This is a genomic window from Streptomyces sp. NPDC043427 (assembly GCF_056436655.1).
Map to the genome: position 1 here is coordinate 45,442 of NZ_JBWKCC010000021.1, position 21,605 is coordinate 67,046.

The window sequence follows — 21,605 nt, forward strand, 5'->3', positions numbered from 1 at the left end:
GCGTCGCGAGCCGGTGAACCTTTCCGGTCACAGCACTAGGGACCGCTGAGGGCGGTCCTGCGCAGGCCGGGCCAGGGCCTGTCCGGCGGATCAGGTCGGAGGACAGCTGCGGCGCCGGATCGGCGCGGGTGAGCGGGGCTCGGTGCGTACAGCTGCAAGGCGGAGGAGGGCGTCGACGCGGGGGGACCTCCCGCTCGAGCGAAGGCCGAGCGGGAGGGGGAGGGAGTCGGCAACCGACGACAACGCCGGTGGGGGTACCTCCCGCTCGAGCGAAGCCGGGAAGTGCGGGAGGCCGTGCCAAGCCCCGCGTCCGGCATGATCCGCCGGACAGGCCCTAGGGTGACGGCGTGGCGAGAGTGCGGTTGAGTGTGGCGGAGCGGCGCGAGGAGTTGTTGCGGGCTGCCGTCGAGCAGATCGAGGCGCGGGGCGTGGCGGCGGTGCGGATCGCCGATGTGGCCTCGACACTCGGCGTGAGCAACGCGCTGGTGCTCTATCACTTCTCGACGAAGGAGAAGCTGGTCGCCGCCGCCTTCACCCACGCGGCCGAGGACGACCTCGCGCATCTGCGTAAACTGCTCGGCCGCCGCACGACGGCACTACGACGGCTGCGGGCGGCCGTGCGCTGGTACGCCCCGACAGGCCAGGCCAAGGGCTGGCGGCTGTGGATCGAGGGCTGGGCGGCGGCGCTGCGCGAGCCGGCCCTGCAAGAGGTCACCCGGGGCCTCGACCGACAGTGGAAGGCGGCGATCACCGAGGTCATCGTGGAGGGCGTGGACGGCGGCGAGTTCGCGTGCCCCGACCCCGCCGGTGCCGCCCTGCGTCTGACGGCCCTGCTGGACGGGCTCGCCGTGCAGATGACGTCGTACGAGGGTGCGGTGCCCCGGGTGCGCGCGCTCGAGTGGGTCGATGACGCGCTCGCCCGGGAACTCGGCGTGGAACGGGAGGCGTTGACGGCGCCGGAGCGGTGAGCACCCCCACTGGGCGCCCGCCCCGCTCGCCGGGCCTCCCGCCCCCCCTCACGCCACCGCTGAGATCCGCGTCCTGATGTCGTCCGGCGACAGCGTGCCCTTGGCCGTCACATGGTCGCCCGAGGACTCCCCGCGCAGCCGACGGCCGATCCACGGCACCAGGTACTCGCGCGCCCAGTGGACGTCGTCGCGCCGCACCTCGAGCGTGCCGCGCACCGGGAGCGGCGGCCAGGGCTGCTCCGGGTCGGCGGGTATCTCGAGGCCGAGGGCCTGCCCGGCGCGCAGCGCCACGCGCGTGTGCCCCTCGGGAGAGAGGTGCAGCCGGTCGTGATCCCAGGCCCGGCGGTCCTGGACGGACTTCAGGGACCACAGGTCGAGCACGGGACAGCCGTACCGGTCGGCGATGGCGCGGACGTGCCCGTTGTAGGTGGCGATCTTGCCACGCAGGTGCTTGAGCACGGGGATGCCACGGGTGTCGAAGCCGGTCGTCACCATCACCGTGCCGGCCACCGCGGTCAGCGCCGTGATCGCCTGCTCGAAGCGCTCGGCGACCTCGTCCGGGTCCGTGCCGGGGCGCAGGATGTCGTTGCCGCCCGCACAGAAGGAGACCAGGTCCGGCGCGAGCGCGACGGCCTGCGGGAGTTGGTCCGCCACGATCTGGTCGAGGAGTTTCCCCCGGACCGCGAGGTTGGTGTACTCGAAGTCGCCCTCGGGCCGCCGGTCCGCGAGCAACACCGCGAACCGGTCGGCCCAGCCGACGAACGCCCCGTCGGGGCCGGGGTCGCCGACGCCCTCGGTGAAGCTGTCCCCCACCGCCACGTACGACCCGATCACTGATCTGCTGTCATTCTTCGAATCGTCTGCCACAGCAGTTCATGATTCACCCCCGAATGTGACCTACGCGACCGTAGGCAGGGGTTGACGGGCGGTGAGATAAGCCACTCCTAAAGAGTTTGCCAATCCGGGAATAAGGCCCACACCCGGAAGCCGCTGATACGGAAGTGGCTCCACGTCGTGCGGAACGCGAAGTGGCCGCCGGTGTACGGCTCCAGGTCGGTGTAGTCGAAGACGAGCCGCCCGTTGCTCCACCAGCGGACCGTGGAACCGGCCGACACGATGCGGACGCGGTTCGGCTCGTTCGCGACGAGCAGCGGCTCGGTGCAGTCGTGGAGCAGGGGGCGCACCCCGGCCTGGCCGACGTAACGGCGCAGTCGGGTGGTGGTGTTGGAGTTGGCGCCGTAGCCGACGTAGTACGTCTTGAGGTAGTCGTACTCGGCGAGCGCGCCGCCGCGCCGGGTGGCGAAAAGGTCGTCAGGAGAGCGGACGTCGACGGCGTTCCAGAAGTTGTTGAGGTCCGAGACGCGGTCGTTGAGGCCTCCGGCGGAGACGGGTGTGGCGGTGTACTCGATGGCGTAGGGGCCCGCGAGCGGTTTTCTGAACCAGATCGTGGCTCCGGCGGGTACGTCGACCTCCAGGGTTCCGCGGGAGGCGGTGACGATGCCGCCCTGCTCGAGTTCGACGGCCCACTGACGCAGGCCGTGACGGAAGTCGTCGTGGGCGATGAGGCGGCGGTGGCGGGGCGCGGCGCTCGCGGTGGTCACGGGGGCGAGGGCGGCCAGGGCGGCGCCGGCGGCGAGGGCACCGAAGGCTCTGCGCGTGCTCGTCACGGGTAACAGCTCCTCAGCGGGGCGGGACTACGGATGGAAAGCGCTTGCCGTCTGACGGGGATCACCTTCCCCCGCCTCCGCCCCCGCTGTCGACACCCCTGACGCCACCGCCACAGGACCGCAACGCGGCGATCGTCCACGACCGTGCCCGGACATACCGAAGGCCGGACCCGGGGATCGGGGGTCCGGCCTTCGGCAGCGTGTCAGGCAGATGGTGGCGCGGTCCGTCAGCCGACGGTGACGCCGTGCGAGCGGAGGTAGGCGACCGGGTCCACGTCCGAGCCGTAGTCCGGGGTCGTCCGGATCTCGAAGTGCAGGTGCGGTCCGGTCACGTTGCCGGTCGCACCGGAGAGGCCGATCTGCTGACCCTCGGTCACGGCCTGGCCCGCGGAGACGGAGATCGAGGACAGGTGGGCGTACTGGGCGTAGTAGCCGTCGTTCAGCTTGATGACGACCTGGTTGCCGTATGCGCCGCCCCAGCCCGCGGAGACGACCGTGCCCGCGGCCACGGCCTTGAGGGACGTGCCGGTCGGGACGACGAAGTCGACGCCGGTGTGGTAGCCGCTGGACCACATGCTGCCGGCCATGTGGTACGGGGTGCCGATGGTGGCGCCGACCACGGGGAGGGTGTAACCGCTGCCGGTGGAGGCGCCGTTGGACTGGGTGGCCGTGGTGGTCTTGGCGGCGGAGGACTTCGAGGACGTGGAGGTCTTCGAGGTCTTCGACGACTTCGAAGACTGCGGCGAGGTCGAGGACTTCGACGTCTTCGACTCCGAGGAGGAGGTCGTGCCGGTGCTCGTCTCGGCCTTCTTGCCCAGGGACAGCTTCAGGCCGGGGTGAATGAGCGACGGGTCGGAGCCGACGGTCTCGCGGTTGTCGGCGTAGAGCTTCTTCCAGCCGCCTCTGACGTGCTGCTCGTCGGCGATCTTCGAGAGGTAGTCGCCGGAGCGCACCGTGTAGATCCGGGCGCTCGCGGGGTCCGAGGCGGTCTTCTTCTCGGCCGCCTTCTTCTCCGTTACCGGAGCGGACTGGACGGCCTTTTCGGGAGCGGACTGGGAAGGCGCGGCGTGGGCGCCGGTGGCCCCGAGAAGGGGGAGGGCGAGCGCGGCGCCGCCGGTTCCGGCGACAGCGATGGAGCGGGTGAAACGTTGGGCCTTGGGACGGCGGTGCTTACCCTTCGCGGGCATGGCGAATTCCTCTCCGGCGCCTGCGAGGTGAGCTGTCGGGTGCGAGCTGGAGATGCCCGGCCGCGCCGAGGCGCGGCTTAACCCCAAGCCGTTCCGGGAACCGGAACAGGCGGTCTTACCTGTGGGTCCCCCGCTCCTGCCGTGCACGGGTCAGTGTGTGCGGTTCTCCGGACGGCGGCAGGATTGGGCGTCCGTCCGGATTGGTGGCGAACGTAAGCGACCAGGACGCAAAGGAACAAGCGGAGGGTTGCGCGGGAATGCGTTTCTCGTGATCCGCTGTGAGAATTCCCGGTGACACTCCGTGTAGTACGAAGGCACCGGTTCCTGTGAAAGCCCTTGGAAACCACATGAATTACGTGGACATGACGAGCAACTCACGGTCACGGATATGACGCTAATCACGTGACGTCGCTCCAGACCCCTTTCTTTCAGAGCGAGTTGGGATTAACCCCGCAATTCAGACAGAACTCTCAGATGCGACGCAGCCGGAGAACTGCCGCATCCAGGTCGCCCCGCAGTCCGGTACGCCATCCGTGATGCAACAGCACCGCCCCTCGATGAATTTCACCCGTTTCGAGGCATTCGTACGATGCTGTCGGGTCGAGCCCGCGCAGCCGCAGCGCCGGCACGGGCTCGCCGTGGTGCTGCGCCTGGAGCCAGGCCAGGACGACGGACTCGTCCCCGCGGACGTACTGCACGGCGCTGAGTCCGCCCCGCGGGGGCCGCAGCCGGTGGAGATCGCCGTGCTGCACCAGCGGGCGGATCTTCTTGTAGAGCTCCACCCACTCCCGGGCCTCCGCGAGCTCCTCCTCGGCCCACTGGGCGAGGTCGCCGCCGACTCCGAGGACGCCCGCCATGGCGCTGACGAACCGGAAGCGCAGGGAGCTGACCCGGCCGTTGAGCTGGGCGTTGGGGCTGTCGGTGACCCAGGCGGCCATGACCCGCGCGGGGTGGATCTGACTGAAGCCGTGCTGGATGGCGAGCCGGTCGAGGGGGTCGGTGTTGTCCGAGGTCCACACCTGGTCCGTACGGCTCAGCACCCCGAGGTCGATCCGGCCGCCGCCACCCGAGCAGGACTCGAAGGCGACACCCGGGTGGGCCGCCCGCAGCCGGTCCAGCAGGGCGTAAAGGGCGTTGACGTGGTCGACCCAGAGTCGCTGCGGGTAGCCCTCACCGGGCCAGCCGGCGTCGGTGAAGCAGCGATTGAAGTCCCACTTCACGTAGTCGATCGGGGCACTGGAAAGAAGGCTGTCGAGCTGCCGCCAGAGGTAGTCCTGGACATCCGGGCGGGCGAGGTTCAGTACGAGCTGATTGCGGAACTCCGTCCGCTTTCGTCCCGGTTGGTACTGCACCCAGTCGGGGTGCGCCCGGTACAGCTCGCTGTCCGGGTTCACCATCTCGGGTTCGACCCAGATGCCGAACTGCATCCCGAGCGCGTGGACGTAGTCGGCGAGCGGCTTCAGCCCGCCGGGGAAGCGGTCGGGGTTGGGCCGCCAGTCGCCGAGCCCGGCGCGGTCGCTGGTGCGCGCCCCGAACCAGCCGTCGTCGACCACGAACAGCTCGACGCCGATGGCCGCGGCCCGCCGCGCCAGCGTGGCCTGCTGCTCCTCGGAGATGTCGAACTCGGTGGCCTCCCAGGAGTTGAACAGCACGGGCCGGTCCCGGTCCGCGTCGGGAACGACGTAGGTCCGCTGGTAGCTGTGCCAGGCCCGGCTCGCCCCGCCGAAGCCGCCGTCGCTCCACAGGCCCGCGAAGACCGGCGTGGTGTGGACCTCTCCTGCCGCGAGCCGCAGCAGGCCCGAGTCGTCGTATCCGGCACCGCCTGTGATCTGCACGCGCGCGTCGGGAAGCTGGGCCACGGCGATCCGCCAGGAGCCGGACCAGCCGAGCGCGCAGCCGTAGACCTCGCCGCGCTCCTCGGTCGCGTCGGTGTCGAGGGCGACCCAGGGCAGGTGCTGGTGACCGGTGTGACCGCGCCGGCTCCCGATCACCTTCTCACCGTAGGTGAGGGGGGAGGACGTCAGCCGGGACTCGGCGGCCCAGCGGCCGTGCAGGTGCGACAGGCGCCAGCCCTCGCGGTCGGGCAGGGTCCAGGTGGCGGAGTCGGCGCGCAGCAGCTCCAGGGGCTCGGGTCCCTGGTTGTCGAGGGTGACCCAGCGCTCGACCACGTCGTCGCGCATCCGGTAGTGCAGCGTGACGACCAGCCCGGCGTCCCGGAAGCGCAGGCGCAGGAGGTCGCCCTCGGTGTCGTACGCCTCGAAGCGCCACTCGGTGCCGCGTCGCTCGTCGGTGCGCACGGACAGCGCGGGGCGGGTGAAGCGGGGGCCGCCCTCGACGGGGTACTCCTCGCGGCCGTCGAGCGGGGACTCGAAGGGCCAGTAGTCGGGCAGCGGGCGGACGGCCAGTGCCTCGGCGTCCGCCATGGCGATCGAGGGGCCCCAGTGCAGGTGGAGCAGCTCGTCGTCCTCGGTGACGTGGACGGCGTAGCTGCTCGTGGGTCCCGAGAGCAGCCACGTACGGCCGTTTTCCGCGATCTCCAGCATGAGGCCTCACAGGTCCGAACAGGTGCGATCAAGCACCAACATCATCAAGGCCCGAGGGCGTCACCTGCAACGTCTGTGGACAACTCGTCGTCGCGGGGTGTCGCTCCAGGACCGGCCTGTGGACAACTCGTTGGCCTCCACACCGGTGTCGTATGGTCGAGACCGCACCCCGTCGGCCCTTCGACGAGCCGCGCAGGCGGGGCCGACTGGGAGGAGCCCCCGTGACGCAGCAGGTCCCGTCGACCGAACCCGAGCTGGCAGGAGTGCGCAACTTCCGCGACGTGGGCGGACTGCCGACGGCGGACGGACGGCGGGTGCGGTACGGGGTGCTGTTCCGCAGCGGCCATCTCGCGCACGCCACCGACGAGGACGCCGCGTTCCTCGCCTCCCTGGGCCTGCACACGATCTTCGACTTCCGCAACGCGGCGGACCAGAAGCTGGAAGGGCAGGACGTCGAGCTGCCGGGCGTGCGCAATGTGAACCTGCCGCTGTCCGACCCGGCGGACGGCGCCGAGTTCTGGAAGATGGTCCGTGACGGTCACGTCGACCAGCTGCGCGAGATCCTCGGCGACGGCAAGGCCGCCCAACGGATGATCACCTCGTATCGCAAGATCATCAAGGAGCGCACGGCCGAGCAGTCCCAGGTGCTGCACGCGCTCGCCGAGGACAGCGTCCCGGTCCTGATGCACTGTGCGGCCGGCAAGGACCGCGCGGGGTTGTCCATAGCCGTGACGCTGCTGGCCCTGGGCGTGGAGCGCGAGGCGATCGTCGCCGACTACCTGGAGTCGAACGCCAAGCACCGCCGTTACAAGGTGCACCGCGGCGGTTCCTCCGCCGGCGCCTACTCCCCCGAGGTCATGGAGCTGCTCAGCCCCCTCTTCGACGCCCGCGCCGCGTACCTCTCGGCGGGCTTCGAGACCATCGAGGAGACCTGGGGCGGCGTCGACGCCTACCTGGAGCAGGGCCTGGGACTCGCCCCCGAGACCCGGGAGCGGCTGCGCGAGCGCCTCCTCGACTGATCGGGTCTCGACCGATCGGGTCCTCCACTGATCGGGCCGCTACTTGCGGGCCCCCGCCTCGAACAGCAGCCAGATGAAGGCCGCGAGGAGGTGTCCCCCGGCGAGGTAGATGGCCAGCCGGACCCAGAGGGTGCGGGGGAACTTCTGCTCGAGGTCGCTCATGGCGTTTCTCCCGTGGTGGGGCCGAGGCAGAGCGTCGCCGTGGGGCTCTGCAACAGCGTGTGGACGAAGAGGAGTTCGACTCCGTCGGGGTCCCGCGCGGCGATGCGGTGCGGGGTCAACGAGTCGAAGTGGGCGCTGTCGCCCGGCCCGAGCCGGTGCGCGGTGTCGCCGAGGCGCAGGAGCAGCCGCCCCTTGAGGACGTGCAGCCACTCCTCGCCGGGGTGCACCCGGACGATGTCGCCCTGCGAGCCGTACGGCACATGCACGCGCAGGGCCTGCATCCCGCGCCCCGGGGCGCCGGCCTGCCAGTACGTCCAGCCGCCCGCCGCGGTCGGCTCCATGTCTGCGGCGCGCACGACGGCGTCCCGGTCGGCGGCCGTCTCACCGAGCAGCTCCGAGACCGTCGTACCGTAGATGCGGGCGAGCGCGAGCAGCATCGGCAGCGAGGGCTGGCGCTGCCCGGTCTCCAACCGGGAGAGGTGTGCGGGTGACAGGCCGGCGGCGCGGGCCGCGGCTTCCAGGGTGAGGGAGGCGCGGCGGCGCAGGGCGCGCAGTTGGGGCGCGACGACGGCTTCGACGCCGGCCTCACCGTCGGTTTCGGCCCCGGCCCGGGGGTCGGGTTCGGAGGAGTTCACGCCTCCATTGAGCCCGGGCTTTGCCTCTGCGGCAAACTTGTTGCCTCAGAGGCAAAAACCTGCGGTCGCCTCTATCGGTTCGCCACCGCCTGCTTGATCAGTGTCTTGCTGAAGTCCCACATCAGCCCGCCCCCGTTGTGTGCGTCGTCCATCACCTCCGTGAAGGCGTCGACGAACCGGTCCACCTCGCGCTCGCCGACGATCAGTGGCGGGATCAGCTTGATCACTTCCAGGTGGTCGCCGGAGACCTGGGTGAGGATGCGGTGCCGCTGGAGCAGCGGGACGACCACCATCTGCGCGAAGAGCCCCTTGCGGGCGGCCTGGAGCATGGCCCAGCGGCTGCGCAGCTTCAGCGACTTCGGTCTGCCGAACTCGATGCCGATCATCAGGCCCCGACCGCGGACGTCGGCGAGCAGCTCGTACTTGTCGACCAGGGCGGCGAGCCGGGACCTCAGCAGCTCCCCCGTGGCGCGCGCATGCGCGACGACCTGCTCGTTCTCCATGACCGACAGCACGGCGAGTCCCGCCGCCATGGCCTGCGCATTGGATCCGAAGCTCGCCGAGTGGACCAGCACCCGGTCCATCGACGAGTAGACCTTCTTGAAGATCCAGTCCTTGCCGAGTGTGGCACCGACCGGCACATAGCCGCCGGAGAGCGCCTTGGCCACACACACCAGGTCCGGTTCGACGCCGTCCTCGTGCTGGTAGGCGTAGAAGTCGCCGGTGCGGCCGAGTCCGGTCTGCACCTCGTCGGCGATCAGCAGCGCCTTGTGCCGGTGCAGCAGCTCCTGCGCGGCGCGGAGGTAGCCGGGCGGGGCCTCGTGCACGCCCTTGCCCTGGATCGGCTCGACGACGAGGGCCGCCACGTCGCCCTTCTTCAGCTCCCTCGCCAGTGCGTCGAGGTCGCCGAGCGGGACGGCGGTGTCGGGCAGCAGGGGTGCGAAGCCGTCGCGGAAGCCGGACTCGCCGTTGACGGACAACGAGCCGGTGGTCAGCCCGTGGAAGGCGTGGTCGCAGTACAGGATGCGCGGCTTCCCCGTGGCGTAGCGGGCGAACTTCAGCGCGGTCTCGACCGCCTCCGTGCCGCTGTTGCCGAAGAACACCCGGTCCAGGTGCGGGCTGTGCGTGAGCAGCCGCTCGGCCAGCAGCCCGGGCAGGGGCTGACAGTCGAAGCGGGTGAGGTCGGCGAGCCGGGCGTCGAGGACGTCGTGCAGCGCCTTGCGGACGACGGGGTGGTGGCGGCCGAGGCCCATCACCCCGAACCCGGCGAGCATGTCGAGGTAGTCGTTGCCGTCCGCGTCCCAGAAGTAGGCGCCCTCCCCCCGCTCGTAGACCTTGTCGAAGCCGATGGTGTGCAGCATGCGCGGGAGCTGGTGGTTGAGGTACTTGGCGTGCAGCTCGTAGCGCTCGGCTCCGCGGGCGGCGAGCAGGGCACCGAGGTCGAAGTCCCCGGCCCGGCCCGACGGCTGCGACGCGGATTCGGCGGTCGTCATGCCTGTTTCTCTTTCCCCTTGGACGGCTCTTCGTCGACGGCCGGGCCCGCGTCCTTCGCGGCCGGGCCCGCGTCCTTCGCGGCCAGGTTCGCGTCCTTCGCGGCCGGGTTCGCGCCCTTCGCGGCCAGGTTCGCGCCCTTCGCGGTCCGGCCCGCTTCCCTCACGGCCAGGCTCGCCCCGATCCGGCCCGCGACCTCCACCGGCGTGAGTCCGATGTCGGCCAGCACCTCGCCGCGCTTGGCGTGCGCGAGGAACTGCTCGGGGATGCCGAAACGACGGACCGGCACATCGACGTCGGCGTCGCCCAGGGCGAGCGCGACGGCGGAGCCCACGCCCGCCGCGCGGCTGTTGTCCTCGACGACGGCCACCAACCGGTGCTCGGCGGCGAGGCCGGGCAGGGCCGGGTCGACGGGCTTGACCCAGCGGGGGTCGACGACGGTGCAGGTGATCCCGCGGGCCTGAAGCAGCTCGGCGGCCTGGAGGCACACCGGTGCCATGACGCCGACGGCCACCAGCAGTACCTCGGGCGTGCCCGGCCCTCGGTGCAGGACGTCCAGCCCGCCGACACGGTCGATCGCGGGCACCTGAGGCCCCACCGACTCCTTCGGGAAGCGGACCAGCGTGGGCGCGTCGTCGACCGCGACCGCTTCCCGCAGCTGCGCCCGCAGTTGTTCGGCGTCGCGCGGCGCGGCGATCCTCAGACCGGGGACGACCTGGAGCACCGACAGGTCCCACATGCCGTTGTGGGAGGCACCGTCGACGCCGGTGACCCCGGCCCGGTCCAGCACGAACGTGACCCCGCAGCGATGCAGGGCGACGTCCATCAGCAGCTGGTCGAAGGCACGGTTGAGGAAGGTGGCATAGACGGCGACGACAGGATGCAGTCCACCGGTCGCGAGCCCGGCCGCGCTCACCGCCGCGTGCTGCTCGGCGATGCCCACGTCCCACACCCGGTCCGGGAAGCGTTCGGCGAACGCGCCGAGGCCCACGGGGTGCAGCATGGCCGCCGTGATCGCCACGACGTCGTCGCGTTCCTCGCCGATCCGGACGATCTCGTCGCCGAACACCGATGTCCAGGACGGACCGCCGGCGGGGACGAGCGGCGCGCAGGTGAGCGGGTCCATCACGCCGACGCTGTGGAAGTGGTCCTCCTCGTGGGCGAGGGCGGGCTCGTAGCCGCGCCCCTTCTCGGTGAGGCAGTGCACGAGGACCGGACCGTGGAAACGCTTGGCGCGCCGCAGCGCGGACTCGACGGCCCTGACGTCGTGCCCGTCGATCGGGCCGACGTACTTCAGCCCGAGGTCCTCGAACATGCCCTGCGGGGCGAACGCGTCCTTGAAGCCCTTCTTCGCGCCGTGCAGCGACTCGTAGAGGGTGCTGCCCACCAGCGGGGTCCGCAACAGCACGTCCTTGCCCCAGGCCAGGGCCCTCTCGTAGCTGTCCGTGGTGCGCAGGGTGGCCAGGTGGTTGGCGAGGCCGCCGATGGTCGGCGCGTACGAGCGTTCGTTGTCGTTGACGACGATGATCAGCGGCCGGTCCTTGGCGGCCGCGATGTTGTTGAGCGCCTCCCAGGCCATGCCGCCGGTCAGCGCCCCGTCGCCGATGACCGCGACCACATGCCCCTTCTCGCCCTGCACCTGGCGGGCCTTGGCGAGTCCGTCGGCCCAGCCGAGCGCGGTGGAGGCGTGGCTGTTCTCGATGACGTCGTGCTCGGACTCCTCACGGGAGGGGTAGCCCGACAGGCCGCCCTTGCCGCGCAGCTTGGAGAAGTCCTGACGTCCCGTCAGCAACTTGTGTACGTAGCTCTGGTGGCCGGTGTCCCACAGGATGCGGTCGACCGGCGACTCGAAGACGCGGTGGAGGGCTATGGTCAGTTCCACCACGCCCAGGTTGGGCCCCAGGTGGCCGCCCGTTCTGGCGACCGCGTGCACCAGGAACTCCCTGATCTCTTCGGACAGTTCACCGAGTTCCGCCTCGGACAGCGCCTTCAGGTCACGTGGTTGCCGGATGTTCTCCAGGATCGTCACGCTCGGGCCCCCTCTCGGTCCGTGCCGTTCAACTCACGGTGACGGTCGGTTCCCCCGACGCGGCGCCGCCCTGCTCCATCTGCTCGGCGATCCTCATCGCCTCCTCGATGAGGGTCTCCACGATCTTCGACTCGGGTACGGTCTTGACGACCTCGCCCTTGACGAAGATCTGCCCCTTGCCGTTGCCGGAGGCGACCCCCAGATCCGCCTCCCGCGCCTCGCCGGGGCCGTTGACCACACACCCCATGACCGCGACCCGCAACGGGACCTCCATGCCCTCCAGGCCCGCGGTGACCTCGTCGGCCAGCTTGTAGACGTCGACCTGGGCCCGCCCGCAGGACGGACAGGAGACGATCTCCAGACGTCGCTGCCTGAGCCCCAGGGACTCAAGGATCTGGATGCCGACCTTGACCTCCTCGGCGGGCGGCGCGGACAGCGACACCCGGATGGTGTCCCCGATGCCCCGGGAGAGCAGCGCCCCGAACGCCACCGCCGACTTGATGGTCCCCTGGAACGCGGGGCCCGCCTCCGTCACCCCGAGGTGCAGCGGGTAGTCGCACTGCGCGGCGAGCTGGGTGTACGCCTCGATCATGACGACCGGGTCGTTGTGCTTGACGGAGATCTTGATGTCCCGGAAATCGTGTTCCTCGAAGAGGGACGTCTCCCACAGCGCCGACTCGACGAGGGCCTCCGGGGTCGCCCTGCCGTACTTCTGCAGCAGCCGCCGGTCCAGGGAGCCGGCGTTGACCCCGATGCGGATCGGAGTGCCGTGGTCCTTGGCGGCCCGCGCGATCTCCTTCACCCGGTCGTCGAACTGCTTGATGTTGCCGGGATTCACCCGTACGGCCGCACAGCCCGCCTCGATCGCGGCGAACACGTACTTGGGCTGGAAGTGGATGTCCGCGATCACCGGGATCTGCGACTTGCGGGCGATGGTCGCGAGGGCGTCCGCGTCGTCCTGCGTGGGGCAGGCGACCCGGACGATCTGGCAGCCGGACGCGGTGAGCTCGGCGATCTGCTGCAACGTGGCACCGATGTCCGACGTACGGGTCGTCGTCATCGACTGCACCGACACGGGGGCCCCGCCCCCGACGGACACCGGCCCGACCTGGATCCGCCGCGACGCGCGCCGCTCGGCGATCGGCCGGACCGGTACCTCGGGAACGCCCAGAGGGACGGCCGTCACGGCGTCACTCGCGGTTTCCGGAGACGGTCTCGCGCATGGCCCGCAGCGACTCCTTGAGGGAGCCCATGGTGGCGAGGACGGCGGTGGGCTCGTAGCCGCAGTGCGCCATGCAGTTGGCGCAGCGCGGGTCCTTGCCGCGGCCGTACTTGTCCCAGTCGGTGTCCTCGATGAGTTCGCGGTACGTCGGCACGTACCCGTCGCTCATCAGATAGCAGGGGCGCTGCCAGCCGAAGAGGGAGTAGTTCGGGATCGCCCACGCGGTGCACGGGAAGTCGACCTTGCCCTCCAGGAAGTCCAGGAAGAGCGGCGAGTGGTTCAGTCGCCACTTCCTTCGGTTGCCGCCCGCGAAGGCCTTCTTGAAGAGTTCGCGGGTCTGTTCCACGCCCAGGAAGTGCTCCTGGTCGGGCGCCTTCTCGTAGGCGTAGGCGGGCGAGATCATCATCTCGTCGACCTTCAGGTCGTCGTTGAGGAAGTTCAGCACCTCGATGATGGTCTGCGGGGTGTCGGTGTTGAAGAAGGTCGAGTTGGTGGTCACTCGGAAGCCGCGCCGCTTGGCCTCCTTGATGGCCTCCACCGCCTCGTCGAACACCCCCTCCTTCGCCACGGACTCGTCGTGCCGCTCACGCAGCCCGTCGATGTGCACGGCGAAGGCGAAATAGGGGGAGGGCTTGAACTTGTCCATCTTCTTGCGCAGCAGCATGGCGTTGGTGCAAAGGAAGACGTACTTCCTCCTGGCCACCAACTGGCGCACGATCTCGTCGATCTGAGGATGCATCAGCGGCTCGCCGCCGGCGATGGACACCATCGGGGCCCCGGATTCGAGCACCGCGCCGACGGCCTGGGCCACGGGCATGCGCTGCTTCAGCACCCCCGCCGGGTGCTGGATCTTGCCGCAGCCCTCGCACTTCAGGTTGCAGGCGAAGAGGGGTTCGAGCTCTACGATCAGCGGAAACTTCTCCCGCTTACGGAGTTTCTGTTCGGCGAGGTAGGTAGCGACCTTGATGGACTGGCGCAGTGGCATGGCCATGAGGCTCACCTCCGGGGGAGCAGCACATTGCGGTGCCACTCGAAGAAAGTAGGCAGGACGGAACGAAGGACACGGAAGGCTGATATTCCACCGCGCACCGTGCCGATCCGGACGAGTTCATGTTCTGGAGCGTCCACGACCACCCGGACGGCCGCAACCGGGCGCTCGCCCGCGTGGACGGCGCTCAGGAGCGTGGCCGCCGACTCCATGTCGACCGCGATCGCACCGGTCGCGCGCAGAGCGGACCGTTCGTGTCCGCGCACGACGTGGTCGGAGCCCACCACGGGGCCGGTGTGGACGGTACGCCCGGGCAGGGAACGCACCAGTTCCTTAACGAGCAGCTCGGTCGCCACGCAGGGGACGGTTCCGCGGGGGTCGCGGGTCTCCTCGGCGACGACCAGGTCACCGGGGTGCATGCCGGGCGCGAGCCCCGCGCAGAAGCCGGTGGCCAGCACGGCGGCCCCGCCGAGCACCGGGTCGGCCAGGACCCGGCCGACAGAGCGTTCGGCCGCCCGGGGCCCCATGCCCGTCCGCAGGACGGTGACCGGCCCGCCGGCGCCCCACTCGATCGGTTCGGCTCCGGGGCGCTGAAAGCCGCCCCTGCGCCTCACGCTGCGGTCGCCCATGCGCAGGGCGAGGTGCTCGATGCCGAGCGCGCAGGCGATCAGCAGCGGGGCCGGGGCGGGCTTGGCGGTCATCAGCTCCCCTTGACCTCGGCGAGCGGCTGGTCGGTCCCGTCGGTCCTGTCGGGCCTGTCAGCACTGCCGGTCCTGTCCGCGAAAGGCTCTCCGTGGACGTAGCGGCCGAGCGCGGTGAGCGGGAAGACCTGCCGGTAGAGGTGGTAGTTGATGGAGAAGTCCCACGGGAAGCCGGTGCCGGTGAAGTAGGGCTCGTCCCAGGAGCCGTCCTCCCGCTGGGTGGACGCGAGCCACTCGACCCCCCGTTCGACGGCTTTGGAGTCCTGCTCCCCCGCCGCCAGCAGGGCCATCAGCGCCCACGCCGTCTGGGAGGCGGTCGAGACGCCCCGGCCGCTCCACTCCTTGGCGTCCTTGTAGGAGCGCAGGTCCTCGCCCCAGCCGCCGTCGTCGTTCTGGACGCGCTCCAGCCAGGCCACGGCCCGCCGGATCGCCGGGTGCGATCCGGGCAGTCCGGCGGCCGTCAGGGCGGGCACCACCGACCCGGTGCCGTAGACGTAGTTGACGCCCCAGCGACCGAACCACGAGCCGTCCGGCTCCTGTTCGGCGAGCAGCCACTCGATGCCGCGCCGGGTGCGCGGGTCGTGGGTGAGTCCCTCGACGGCGAGCATCTCCACGACGTGCGCGGTGACGTCCGCGGACGGCGGGTCGATGACCTCGCCGAAGTCGCAGAACGGCAGCCGGTTGGGGAAGGGGCTGGTGTTGTCGACGTCGAAGGCGCCCCACGCGCCGTTCTTCGACTGCATGCCGAGGTTCCAGCGCACCCCGCGTCCGACGGCCCGGTCGACGCTGTCCGGGTCGGGGTGCTTGACGCGACGCAGGGCGAGAACGACCTCGGCGGTGTCGTCGATGTCGGGGTAGTTGTCGTTGTGGAACTCGAACGCCCACCCGCCCGGCGGCAGTTGGGGCCGCTTGACGGACCAGTCGCCGGGCCGGACGATCTCCTCGCCGAGCATCCAGTCCGCGGCCTTGACGAGCTGGGGGTGGTCGGCTGGGACCCCGGCGTCGACGAGGGCGATGGTCGCGAGGCAGGTGTCCCACACGGGCGACTGACAGGCCTCGACCATCCGCGCCCCGTCCTCGCGCCAGACGGCGAACCGGTCCAGTGAGGCGAGCCCCTCGCGCATCACGGGGTGCTGGAGGTCGTAGCCGAGCAGGTGCAGCGCGATGAGGGAGTACACAGCCGGCGGCTGGATGCCTCCCCAGCAGCCGTCGTTCTCCTGGCGTTCGATGATCCAGCGGGCGGCGGTGTTCATCGCGGCCCTGCGCAGTCTGCGCGGGGCGACCTTGCGCAGGGCGTGCAGTGCCTTGTCGAGGCGTTGGAAGGCGCCGTCCCAACTGGCCGCCGGGGCCAAGGGCTTGGGCGGGTTGGGTTGGCGCGGATCGGTGTGCAGCTCGTCGAGCGGGAAGGGCGCGGGGCGTACCGGGCGCTTCGCGGAGACGATGGTGAGGGGCACGATGGTCTGCCGGGCCCAGCAGCCGAAGTCGTAGATGTTGAGCGGCACCCACTTCGGGAAGAAGATGAGCTCGGGTGGGAGTTCGGGCAGGTCCTCCCACTTCCACCAGCCGAACAGGGCCAGCCAGATCCGGGTGAAGACACGCGCGGCGGCGATGCCGCCCCGGGCGCGGATCCACTCCGACGCCTGCGCCATGTGGGGGTCGTCCGGTGAGTCGCCGGCCAGGCGGAGGGCGACGTACGCCTCGATGGTGGTGGAGAGTTCGCCGGGTCCGCCGTAGAAGGACGCCCAGGTGCCGTCCTCGCGCTGCTCGCCGCGGATGAAGAGGGCGGCGGCCCGCGTGGTCGACTCGTCGCGGATGCCCAGGAACTGACGGAGCAGCAGGTCCTCGGCGTCCATGGTGACGTTGGTCTCGAGGTCGCCCTTCCACCAGCCCGCGGCGTCCTGGCGGGAGAGCAGGAAGTCGGTGGCGCGCCGGACCGCGCGCGTGGCGGCTTCGTGGACCCCGGCCGCCGCGGGGACGTTGCTGTCGGATTCGCTGGCCGCGGCAGCGCGGGGCGGCGGGGCCCCGGTGCTTCCGTCGGTCGTCGCTGTCATGGCTTCCCCTTCGTGCAGTGTGCAAGTGGTGCTGTCTGCTGTGGGTCCGCCGTCGGCCGGTGCGCGGATGTCCGCGACTCCGGCCGGCGACTACGCGAGGAGTATTCGGCCGATAGTGATCATCTCTTTCGTACGACGACGAAGTCCGCGAGCGCCGTGAACCGGGCCCGCACCGGGTCGGGCATGTCGACGGCGTCGAGGGCTTCGATGGCGATGGTGTGCTGACGACGTGCCTCTTCGGCGGTCCACTCGCGGCCGCCGGCCTCCTCGATGAGGGCGGCGCGGGCCGCGAACTCCTCCTCGGAGAAGTTCTCGAAGTCGCTGCTCTTGGCGTCGGCGGCGAGCATCTCGCCGAGCCGCTCGGAGGCGCTGCCGCCCGCCGCGAGGGCGGCCACGACCGGCAGGGACTTCTTGCGCTGGCGCAGGTCGCTCCAGGTCTGCTTGCCGGTGGCGACCGGGTCGCCCCAGATGCCGAGGAGGTCGTCGACGGCCTGGAAGGCGAGGCCGAGGTGGTAGCCGTACTTCTCCAGCGTGTCGGCGGTGTGGTCGTCCGCGCCGCCGAGCACGGCGCCGATGGAGCTGGCGCAGGCGAGCAGGGCGCCGGTCTTGTTGCCCTCCATCTCCAGGCACTCCTCGACGCTGACACGGTCGCGGTGCTCGTAGGAGATGTCCTGCGCCTGGCCGTCGATCAGGGCGCGGGTCGCGGTGGTCAGACGGCGGGTGGCCCGGCCGGCCTCCACCGTGCCGAGTTCCAGCAGGACCTCGTTGGCCAGGGCGAACAGGGCGTCGCCGACGAGGATCGCCTGGGCGGGGCCGTGCACCTTCCAGACGGTGTCGCGGTGGCGGCGCTGCTCGTCGCCGTCCATCAGGTCGTCGTGCAGGAGCGAGAAGTTGTGGACCAGTTCGACGGCGACCGCGCCGGGCACGCCGACCTCGGGAGCCGCTCCGGTGACCTCCGCGGACAGCACGGCCAGGGCGGGGCGCACGGCCTTGCCGCCGTCGCCGTCCGTGGGGTTGCCGTGGGCGTCGATCCAGCCGAAGTGGTAGGCGGAAACAGTGTCCATGGGCGGCGCCAGGCGGTCGACCGCCGCGCGCAGTACCGGGGTGGCCAGGGTCCGCCCGCGCTCCAGCAACGCGGTCACGTCCACCGCGGTCCGGTCGGCCGTCGAGGCCGGGGGCACAGTGGGCACAGTCTCTCCTCTTGTTGCGGTACCGGAGGTGCGTTGACCTGCCGAGCCGTGCTGATCGAGCATCACGCGGCCTCCTCGAAGTCGAAGAGGGTGCGGGGGCGAGGCCGGCCCAGGGCGCTCAGCGCGGCGTCCGCCGCACCCACACCGCTTCGGACCGCACTCTCCATGGTCGCGGGCCACCCTGTGGCGGTCCACGCTCCGGCCAGGTAGAGGCCGGGGGCCTTGGTACGGGCGCCGGGCCTGAGCCGTCCGACGCCGGGGGTGGGCGCGAACGTCGCCGTGCGCTCCCGGGTCACGAAGAAGTCCCGTACCTCGGCGCCGCGCGTGCCGGGCAGCAGCCGCTCGAGTTCGGGCAGGTAGCGCTCGCGCAGGGTGGCGACGGGCTCCTCGATCTCGTCGTGCGCGGCGGACTGCGACAGGGCGAGGTACTGGCCCTCGCGCAGGCCCGACGCCTCCGTGCGGTCGAAGACCCACTGCACCGGGGAGCCGAGGGTGGTGAAGAAGGGCCGGGCGAGCACCTTGCGGTCGTAGACGACGTGCACGTTGAGGATCGGAGCGGTGCCGATCTCCAGCAGCCGTTCGGGGGCGTCGAGCGCTCCGTCCGGCAGCAGCCCGTGGGCCTCGCGCTGGGGTACGGCGAGCACGACCGCGTCGGCCGCCAGCGTCTCGCCGGGCACCTGAACGCTCCAACGTCCGTTTTCGTCAAGGGAGATGGAGGTGACGCGTGTACGGACCTCGGTACGCACGCCCGCGGAGTCGAGCGCCTTGCGGGACAGCCGGTCGTGCAGTTCGCCCAACGGAACTCGCGCCCAGCCGATGTCGGCCGCGGCCGGGTCGGACAGCAGACCGGTCTTGAACACCATCGCGGCGAGCCCCAGTGAGGCGTCGCCCGCGACCGCGTTGAGGGTGGCGACCCCGACCAGGTCCCACAGGGCCTCGACGGCACGTGCCGACTGACCGTGCGCGGTCAGCCAGCTGCCGAAGTCCTGCGCGTCCAGGGTCGGATCGGCGAGGTCGAGCCCCTTGAGCGCGAGCGCGGCACGGCCGACCTTGGCGCGTTCGGCGAGCGAGAGGTGCGGATACGTGGCGAGGCTGCGTCCCAGGTGCAGGGGCACCGGCAGCGCGTCGCGCCGCAGCCTGCCCAGCCGCCGTCCCTCGGGCTTGGTGACGTCGAGGACGGGCACGTCGAGGCGGTCCTGCAGCGGTGCCAGCGCGGTGCCCTCGATCCGGTCGAGGAACCAGCGGTAGGCGGTGCAGCAGCGCAGGTAGACGTGCTGGCCGTTGTCGACCGTCAGTTCGCCGCGCTGGAAGGAGAAGGCGAGGCCGCCCAGTCTCGGCCTGCCTTCGAGCAGGGTCACGCGCACACCGGCGTCGGCGAGCGCGAGCGCGGCGGTGATACCGGCCAGCCCGCCGCCCACCACGACGGCGTCCCGCCCGCCGCGCTCATGGACACCGTCTCCGGGAGCGTCCGCGGGCAGCCCCTCGGGCCGCATGCCGTCGGTCATCGTGCACCCTCCCCTGCGGGCCCGCCGAGCTGCGACAGGCGTACGCGGCGAGCCGTCGCAGTCAGGGACGCAACCGTGTGCCGAAGGGTTGCGTGCCGCATGGCGTCGGTGGCGTCGCCCAGATCCAGGCCACTCATCAGACGCGCCTCCTGACGGTCTGCCGGGACACGTGTCGGGTGTCCAGGCCGGAGAGGCCGCGTACGGCGACGTACGCCTTCTCGCGGCCGGGCAGCGAGACCCGGCCGCGCAGTACGGCCTCCGGATGGCGTTCGATGCGGTCGAGGAGGCGGCGGTAGATGCCGGCCATGGCGGCGACGCAGGCGCCGCTGCGCCGGTCGAGCATGGGGAGCAGCCGGTAGCCCTCGGCGAAGAGGGCGCGGGCCCGTCGCACCTCGAAGTGCACCAGACCCGCGAAGTCGGAGCCCTCCGGTGGTCTCGGCCCGCTGAACCCGGTGGAGCAGCCGAACTTGGCGAGGTCGTCGGCGGGCAGATAGGTGCGGCCGCCCTCGGCGTCCTCGCGGATGTCCCTGAGGATGTTGGTGAGTTGCAGCGCGAGACCGAGCGTGTCGGCGTACTCCGGCGCGCGCTCGGCGCCGCGCGCCCCGGGTTCCGTGCCGAACACGCCGAGTGAGAGCCGCCCGATGGCGCCGGCCACGCAGCGGCAGTACACCTTCAGGTCGTCCCAGGTCTCGTAGGTCTCACCGCGTACGTCCATCAGCACGCCGTCGATGAGTTCGTCCAGGCCGCCCAGGGGAATCGAGAAGACCCGGGCGGCGTGGGTGAGGGCGACGGCGACCGGGTCGGTGTCGTCCTCGTCGACCTCGCCCTGGCGGATCCGGGTGAGCAGCGCCCTGGTGTCCTCCAGCCGCGCGGCCTTCACGTCGTCGCCGAGCGCGCCGTCGCCGATGTCGTCGACGCGCCGGGAGAACGCGTAGAGCGCCGACATCGCGCGGCGCTTGTGCGTCGGCAGCAGTCTGATGCCGTACGCGAAGTTACGGGCCTGCTGGCCGGTGACGGCCTCGCAGTAGCTGTAGGCGGCGAGTACCGGTGCGGGCACGTCCGCTGGGGACTCCACGGTCCGGATCACCCCTCTCCTCGCAGAGTCAGGCCCACCTCGCGCAGCAGCCGGAGCTTGCCGGGCTTGGGCGGACCGGGAAGTACGTCGTATTCGGCGGCGGAGATCGCGTGGATCGCCGCCCTTCCCCCCGCAACGAACCCCGCGAGCAGCAGCTTGAGTCTGCCGTGGACGCTACCCACCAGGGGGGCGCCTTCATTCAGGAGGTCGCGGGCGCGTTGCGCTTCGTAGGCGACCAGGGCGCGCACCGACGCGCTCGCGCTGTTCGCGGCGAGATCCGCCTCCTGGACGTGAAAGCGCTTCATGTCCGCGGCGGGCAGGTAGATGCGGTCGCGGCCGAGGTCCTCGGCCACGTCCTGGAGGTGTTCGACGATCTGCAGGGCGGTGCAGATCGCGTCGGAGCGGCGGACCCGCTCGGGGGTGGCGGTTCCGGTGACCGCGAGGACGAGTCGGCCGACGGGGTTGGCGGACAGCTCGCAGTAGGCGAGGAGGTCGTCGTAGGTCTCGTAGCGCCGTACGACCTGGTCCTGGCGGTTGGCGGCGATCAGGCCGAGGAACGGCTCGGGGGTGAGCGAGCGGAGGTGGACGGTGGGCTGCAGTCGGCGCAGCAGGGGGTGGCGCGGGGTGCCGTCGAAGACGCGGTGAAGGTCGGCCTCGAAGGCGTCCAGGAGCACCAGCCGGTCCTCGGCGTCCTGCGGATCCACGCCGAGCAGGCGGGCGTCGGCGCCGCCGGGGGCGAGGTCGCCGTCACCGATGTCGTCGACGAGGCGGGCGAAGCCGTAGACGGCCATGAGGTCGGCGCGCCAGGCCTGGGGCAGAAAGAAGGGCGCCACGGGGAAGTTCTCGTCCGCGGCCTTGTCGAGCGTGCCGCGTTCCGTGGCGCCGGTGCGCGGCGTGTCGGTTCCCGTCACCGTCGGCTGCCCGGGGCGGGGACGGCACATGCTGCGTTGAGCTGGGGAGTTTCCGTAGCCATTGCCGTCACATCTCCCGTTCTACACTGCCGACCCAATACACACTATTTCGGACACGCCGCCCAGCCGTCCGCGCGGTGGCCCTGCCGAAGGGTGTCGCGCATTATCGCCCCACTTGCCGCGTTTCGGCACCGGTACAGCTTACGTTGTACAACGCGCCGAGGACCGTGGGGGTGTCCCGCGCATCACAAGAACACACCG

At 70.9% G+C, this 21,605-nt stretch carries 19 protein-coding genes and 1 riboswitch; of the genes, 2 read left to right on the forward strand and 17 right to left on the reverse strand.

Annotation, left to right across the window (positions count from 1 at the left end):
* Positions 1–347: 347 nt before the first annotated feature.
* Positions 348–968 carry a TetR/AcrR family transcriptional regulator gene (locus AC067M_RS28965; RefSeq protein ID WP_478699978.1) on the forward strand — a complete coding sequence of 207 codons (621 nt, stop codon included), beginning with the start codon at positions 348–350 and terminating at the stop codon, positions 966–968.
* 48 nt (positions 969–1,016) lie between these two features.
* Here the strand turns inward: AC067M_RS28965 and AC067M_RS28970 are convergent, their stop codons facing one another.
* From AC067M_RS28970 to AC067M_RS28985, 4 genes are all read right to left on the reverse strand, one after another.
* On the reverse strand, positions 1,017–1,802 hold the full coding sequence (locus AC067M_RS28970; protein WP_133925562.1) for an SGNH/GDSL hydrolase family protein: 786 nt from the start codon (positions 1,800–1,802) through the stop codon (positions 1,017–1,019).
* Positions 1,803–1,912: 110 nt separating this feature from the next.
* A complete protein-coding gene (locus AC067M_RS28975; RefSeq protein ID WP_478699979.1) occupies positions 1,913–2,635 on the reverse strand; it encodes a DUF6250 domain-containing protein in 723 nt (240 codons plus the stop codon).
* Between the two features lie 227 nt (positions 2,636–2,862).
* The gene (locus AC067M_RS28980; RefSeq protein ID WP_478699980.1) at positions 2,863–3,822 is read right to left on the reverse strand and encodes a M23 family metallopeptidase; all 960 of its coding nucleotides are present in this window, start codon (positions 3,820–3,822) and stop codon (positions 2,863–2,865) included.
* Positions 3,823–3,826: 4 nt separating this feature from the next.
* A riboswitch (cyclic di-AMP (ydaO/yuaA leader) is annotated at positions 3,827–3,988 on the reverse strand.
* Between the two features lie 304 nt (positions 3,989–4,292).
* Complete coding sequence (locus AC067M_RS28985) at positions 4,293–6,365, reverse strand: alpha-galactosidase (protein ID WP_478699981.1); 2,073 nt, start codon at positions 6,363–6,365, stop codon at positions 4,293–4,295.
* A 221-nt stretch (positions 6,366–6,586) separates the two neighbouring features.
* Here AC067M_RS28985 and AC067M_RS28990 point away from each other — a divergent pair, with 221 nt between their 5' ends.
* Positions 6,587–7,384 carry a tyrosine-protein phosphatase gene (locus tag AC067M_RS28990; RefSeq protein WP_478699982.1) on the forward strand — a complete coding sequence of 266 codons (798 nt, stop codon included), beginning with the start codon at positions 6,587–6,589 and terminating at the stop codon, positions 7,382–7,384.
* Positions 7,385–7,423: 39 nt separating this feature from the next.
* Here AC067M_RS28990 and AC067M_RS28995 read toward each other — a convergent pair whose 3' ends face one another.
* The 13 genes from AC067M_RS28995 to hpnC all read right to left on the reverse strand — a co-directional run bounded on the left by AC067M_RS28995 (position 7,424) and on the right by hpnC (position 21,344).
* Positions 7,424–7,546, reverse strand: a complete 123-nt coding sequence (locus AC067M_RS28995) for a DUF6126 family protein (protein WP_478699983.1) — start codon at positions 7,544–7,546, stop codon at positions 7,424–7,426.
* Positions 7,543–8,181: a helix-turn-helix domain-containing protein gene (locus tag AC067M_RS29000; protein WP_478699984.1), complete on the reverse strand. Its 639-nt coding sequence runs from the start codon at positions 8,179–8,181 to the stop codon at positions 7,543–7,545. The genes AC067M_RS28995 and AC067M_RS29000 overlap by 4 nt, the downstream gene beginning before the upstream one ends.
* A gap of 71 nt (positions 8,182–8,252) precedes the next feature.
* The gene (locus AC067M_RS29005; RefSeq protein ID WP_478699985.1) at positions 8,253–9,674 is read right to left on the reverse strand and encodes an aspartate aminotransferase family protein; all 1,422 of its coding nucleotides are present in this window, start codon (positions 9,672–9,674) and stop codon (positions 8,253–8,255) included.
* Positions 9,671–11,701: a 1-deoxy-D-xylulose-5-phosphate synthase gene (gene dxs / locus AC067M_RS29010; RefSeq protein WP_478699986.1), complete on the reverse strand. Its 2,031-nt coding sequence runs from the start codon at positions 11,699–11,701 to the stop codon at positions 9,671–9,673. The genes AC067M_RS29005 and dxs overlap by 4 nt, the downstream gene beginning before the upstream one ends.
* A gap of 28 nt (positions 11,702–11,729) precedes the next feature.
* Positions 11,730–12,887 (reverse strand): flavodoxin-dependent (E)-4-hydroxy-3-methylbut-2-enyl-diphosphate synthase, encoded by a 1,158-nt coding sequence (ispG, locus tag AC067M_RS29015; protein ID WP_478699987.1) that lies wholly within the window; start codon positions 12,885–12,887, stop codon positions 11,730–11,732.
* Positions 12,888–12,891: 4 nt separating this feature from the next.
* On the reverse strand, positions 12,892–13,914 hold the full coding sequence (gene hpnH, locus AC067M_RS29020) for an adenosyl-hopene transferase HpnH (protein WP_478699988.1): 1,023 nt from the start codon (positions 13,912–13,914) through the stop codon (positions 12,892–12,894).
* A 5-nt stretch (positions 13,915–13,919) separates the two neighbouring features.
* On the reverse strand, positions 13,920–14,612 hold the full coding sequence (locus tag AC067M_RS29025; protein WP_478699989.1) for a 5'-methylthioadenosine/S-adenosylhomocysteine nucleosidase family protein: 693 nt from the start codon (positions 14,610–14,612) through the stop codon (positions 13,920–13,922).
* The gene (shc, locus tag AC067M_RS29030) at positions 14,612–16,663 is read right to left on the reverse strand and encodes a squalene--hopene cyclase (protein WP_478699990.1); all 2,052 of its coding nucleotides are present in this window, start codon (positions 16,661–16,663) and stop codon (positions 14,612–14,614) included. The genes AC067M_RS29025 and shc overlap by 1 nt, the downstream gene beginning before the upstream one ends.
* Before the next feature lie 119 nt (positions 16,664–16,782).
* On the reverse strand, positions 16,783–17,844 hold the full coding sequence (locus AC067M_RS29035; protein ID WP_478700081.1) for a polyprenyl synthetase family protein: 1,062 nt from the start codon (positions 17,842–17,844) through the stop codon (positions 16,783–16,785).
* Positions 17,845–17,915: 71 nt separating this feature from the next.
* Positions 17,916–19,358 (reverse strand): hydroxysqualene dehydroxylase HpnE, encoded by a 1,443-nt coding sequence (gene hpnE / locus AC067M_RS29040; RefSeq protein WP_478699991.1) that lies wholly within the window; start codon positions 19,356–19,358, stop codon positions 17,916–17,918.
* Positions 19,355–19,495, reverse strand: coding sequence for a DUF6380 family protein (locus tag AC067M_RS29045; protein WP_478699992.1), 141 nt, complete (start codon positions 19,493–19,495; stop codon positions 19,355–19,357). The genes hpnE and AC067M_RS29045 overlap by 4 nt, the downstream gene beginning before the upstream one ends.
* The gene (hpnD, locus tag AC067M_RS29050) at positions 19,495–20,445 is read right to left on the reverse strand and encodes a presqualene diphosphate synthase HpnD (RefSeq protein ID WP_478699993.1); all 951 of its coding nucleotides are present in this window, start codon (positions 20,443–20,445) and stop codon (positions 19,495–19,497) included. The genes AC067M_RS29045 and hpnD overlap by 1 nt, the downstream gene beginning before the upstream one ends.
* Positions 20,442–21,344: a squalene synthase HpnC gene (gene hpnC, locus AC067M_RS29055; protein ID WP_478699994.1), complete on the reverse strand. Its 903-nt coding sequence runs from the start codon at positions 21,342–21,344 to the stop codon at positions 20,442–20,444. The genes hpnD and hpnC overlap by 4 nt, the downstream gene beginning before the upstream one ends.
* Between the last annotated feature and the right edge of the window lie 261 nt (positions 21,345–21,605).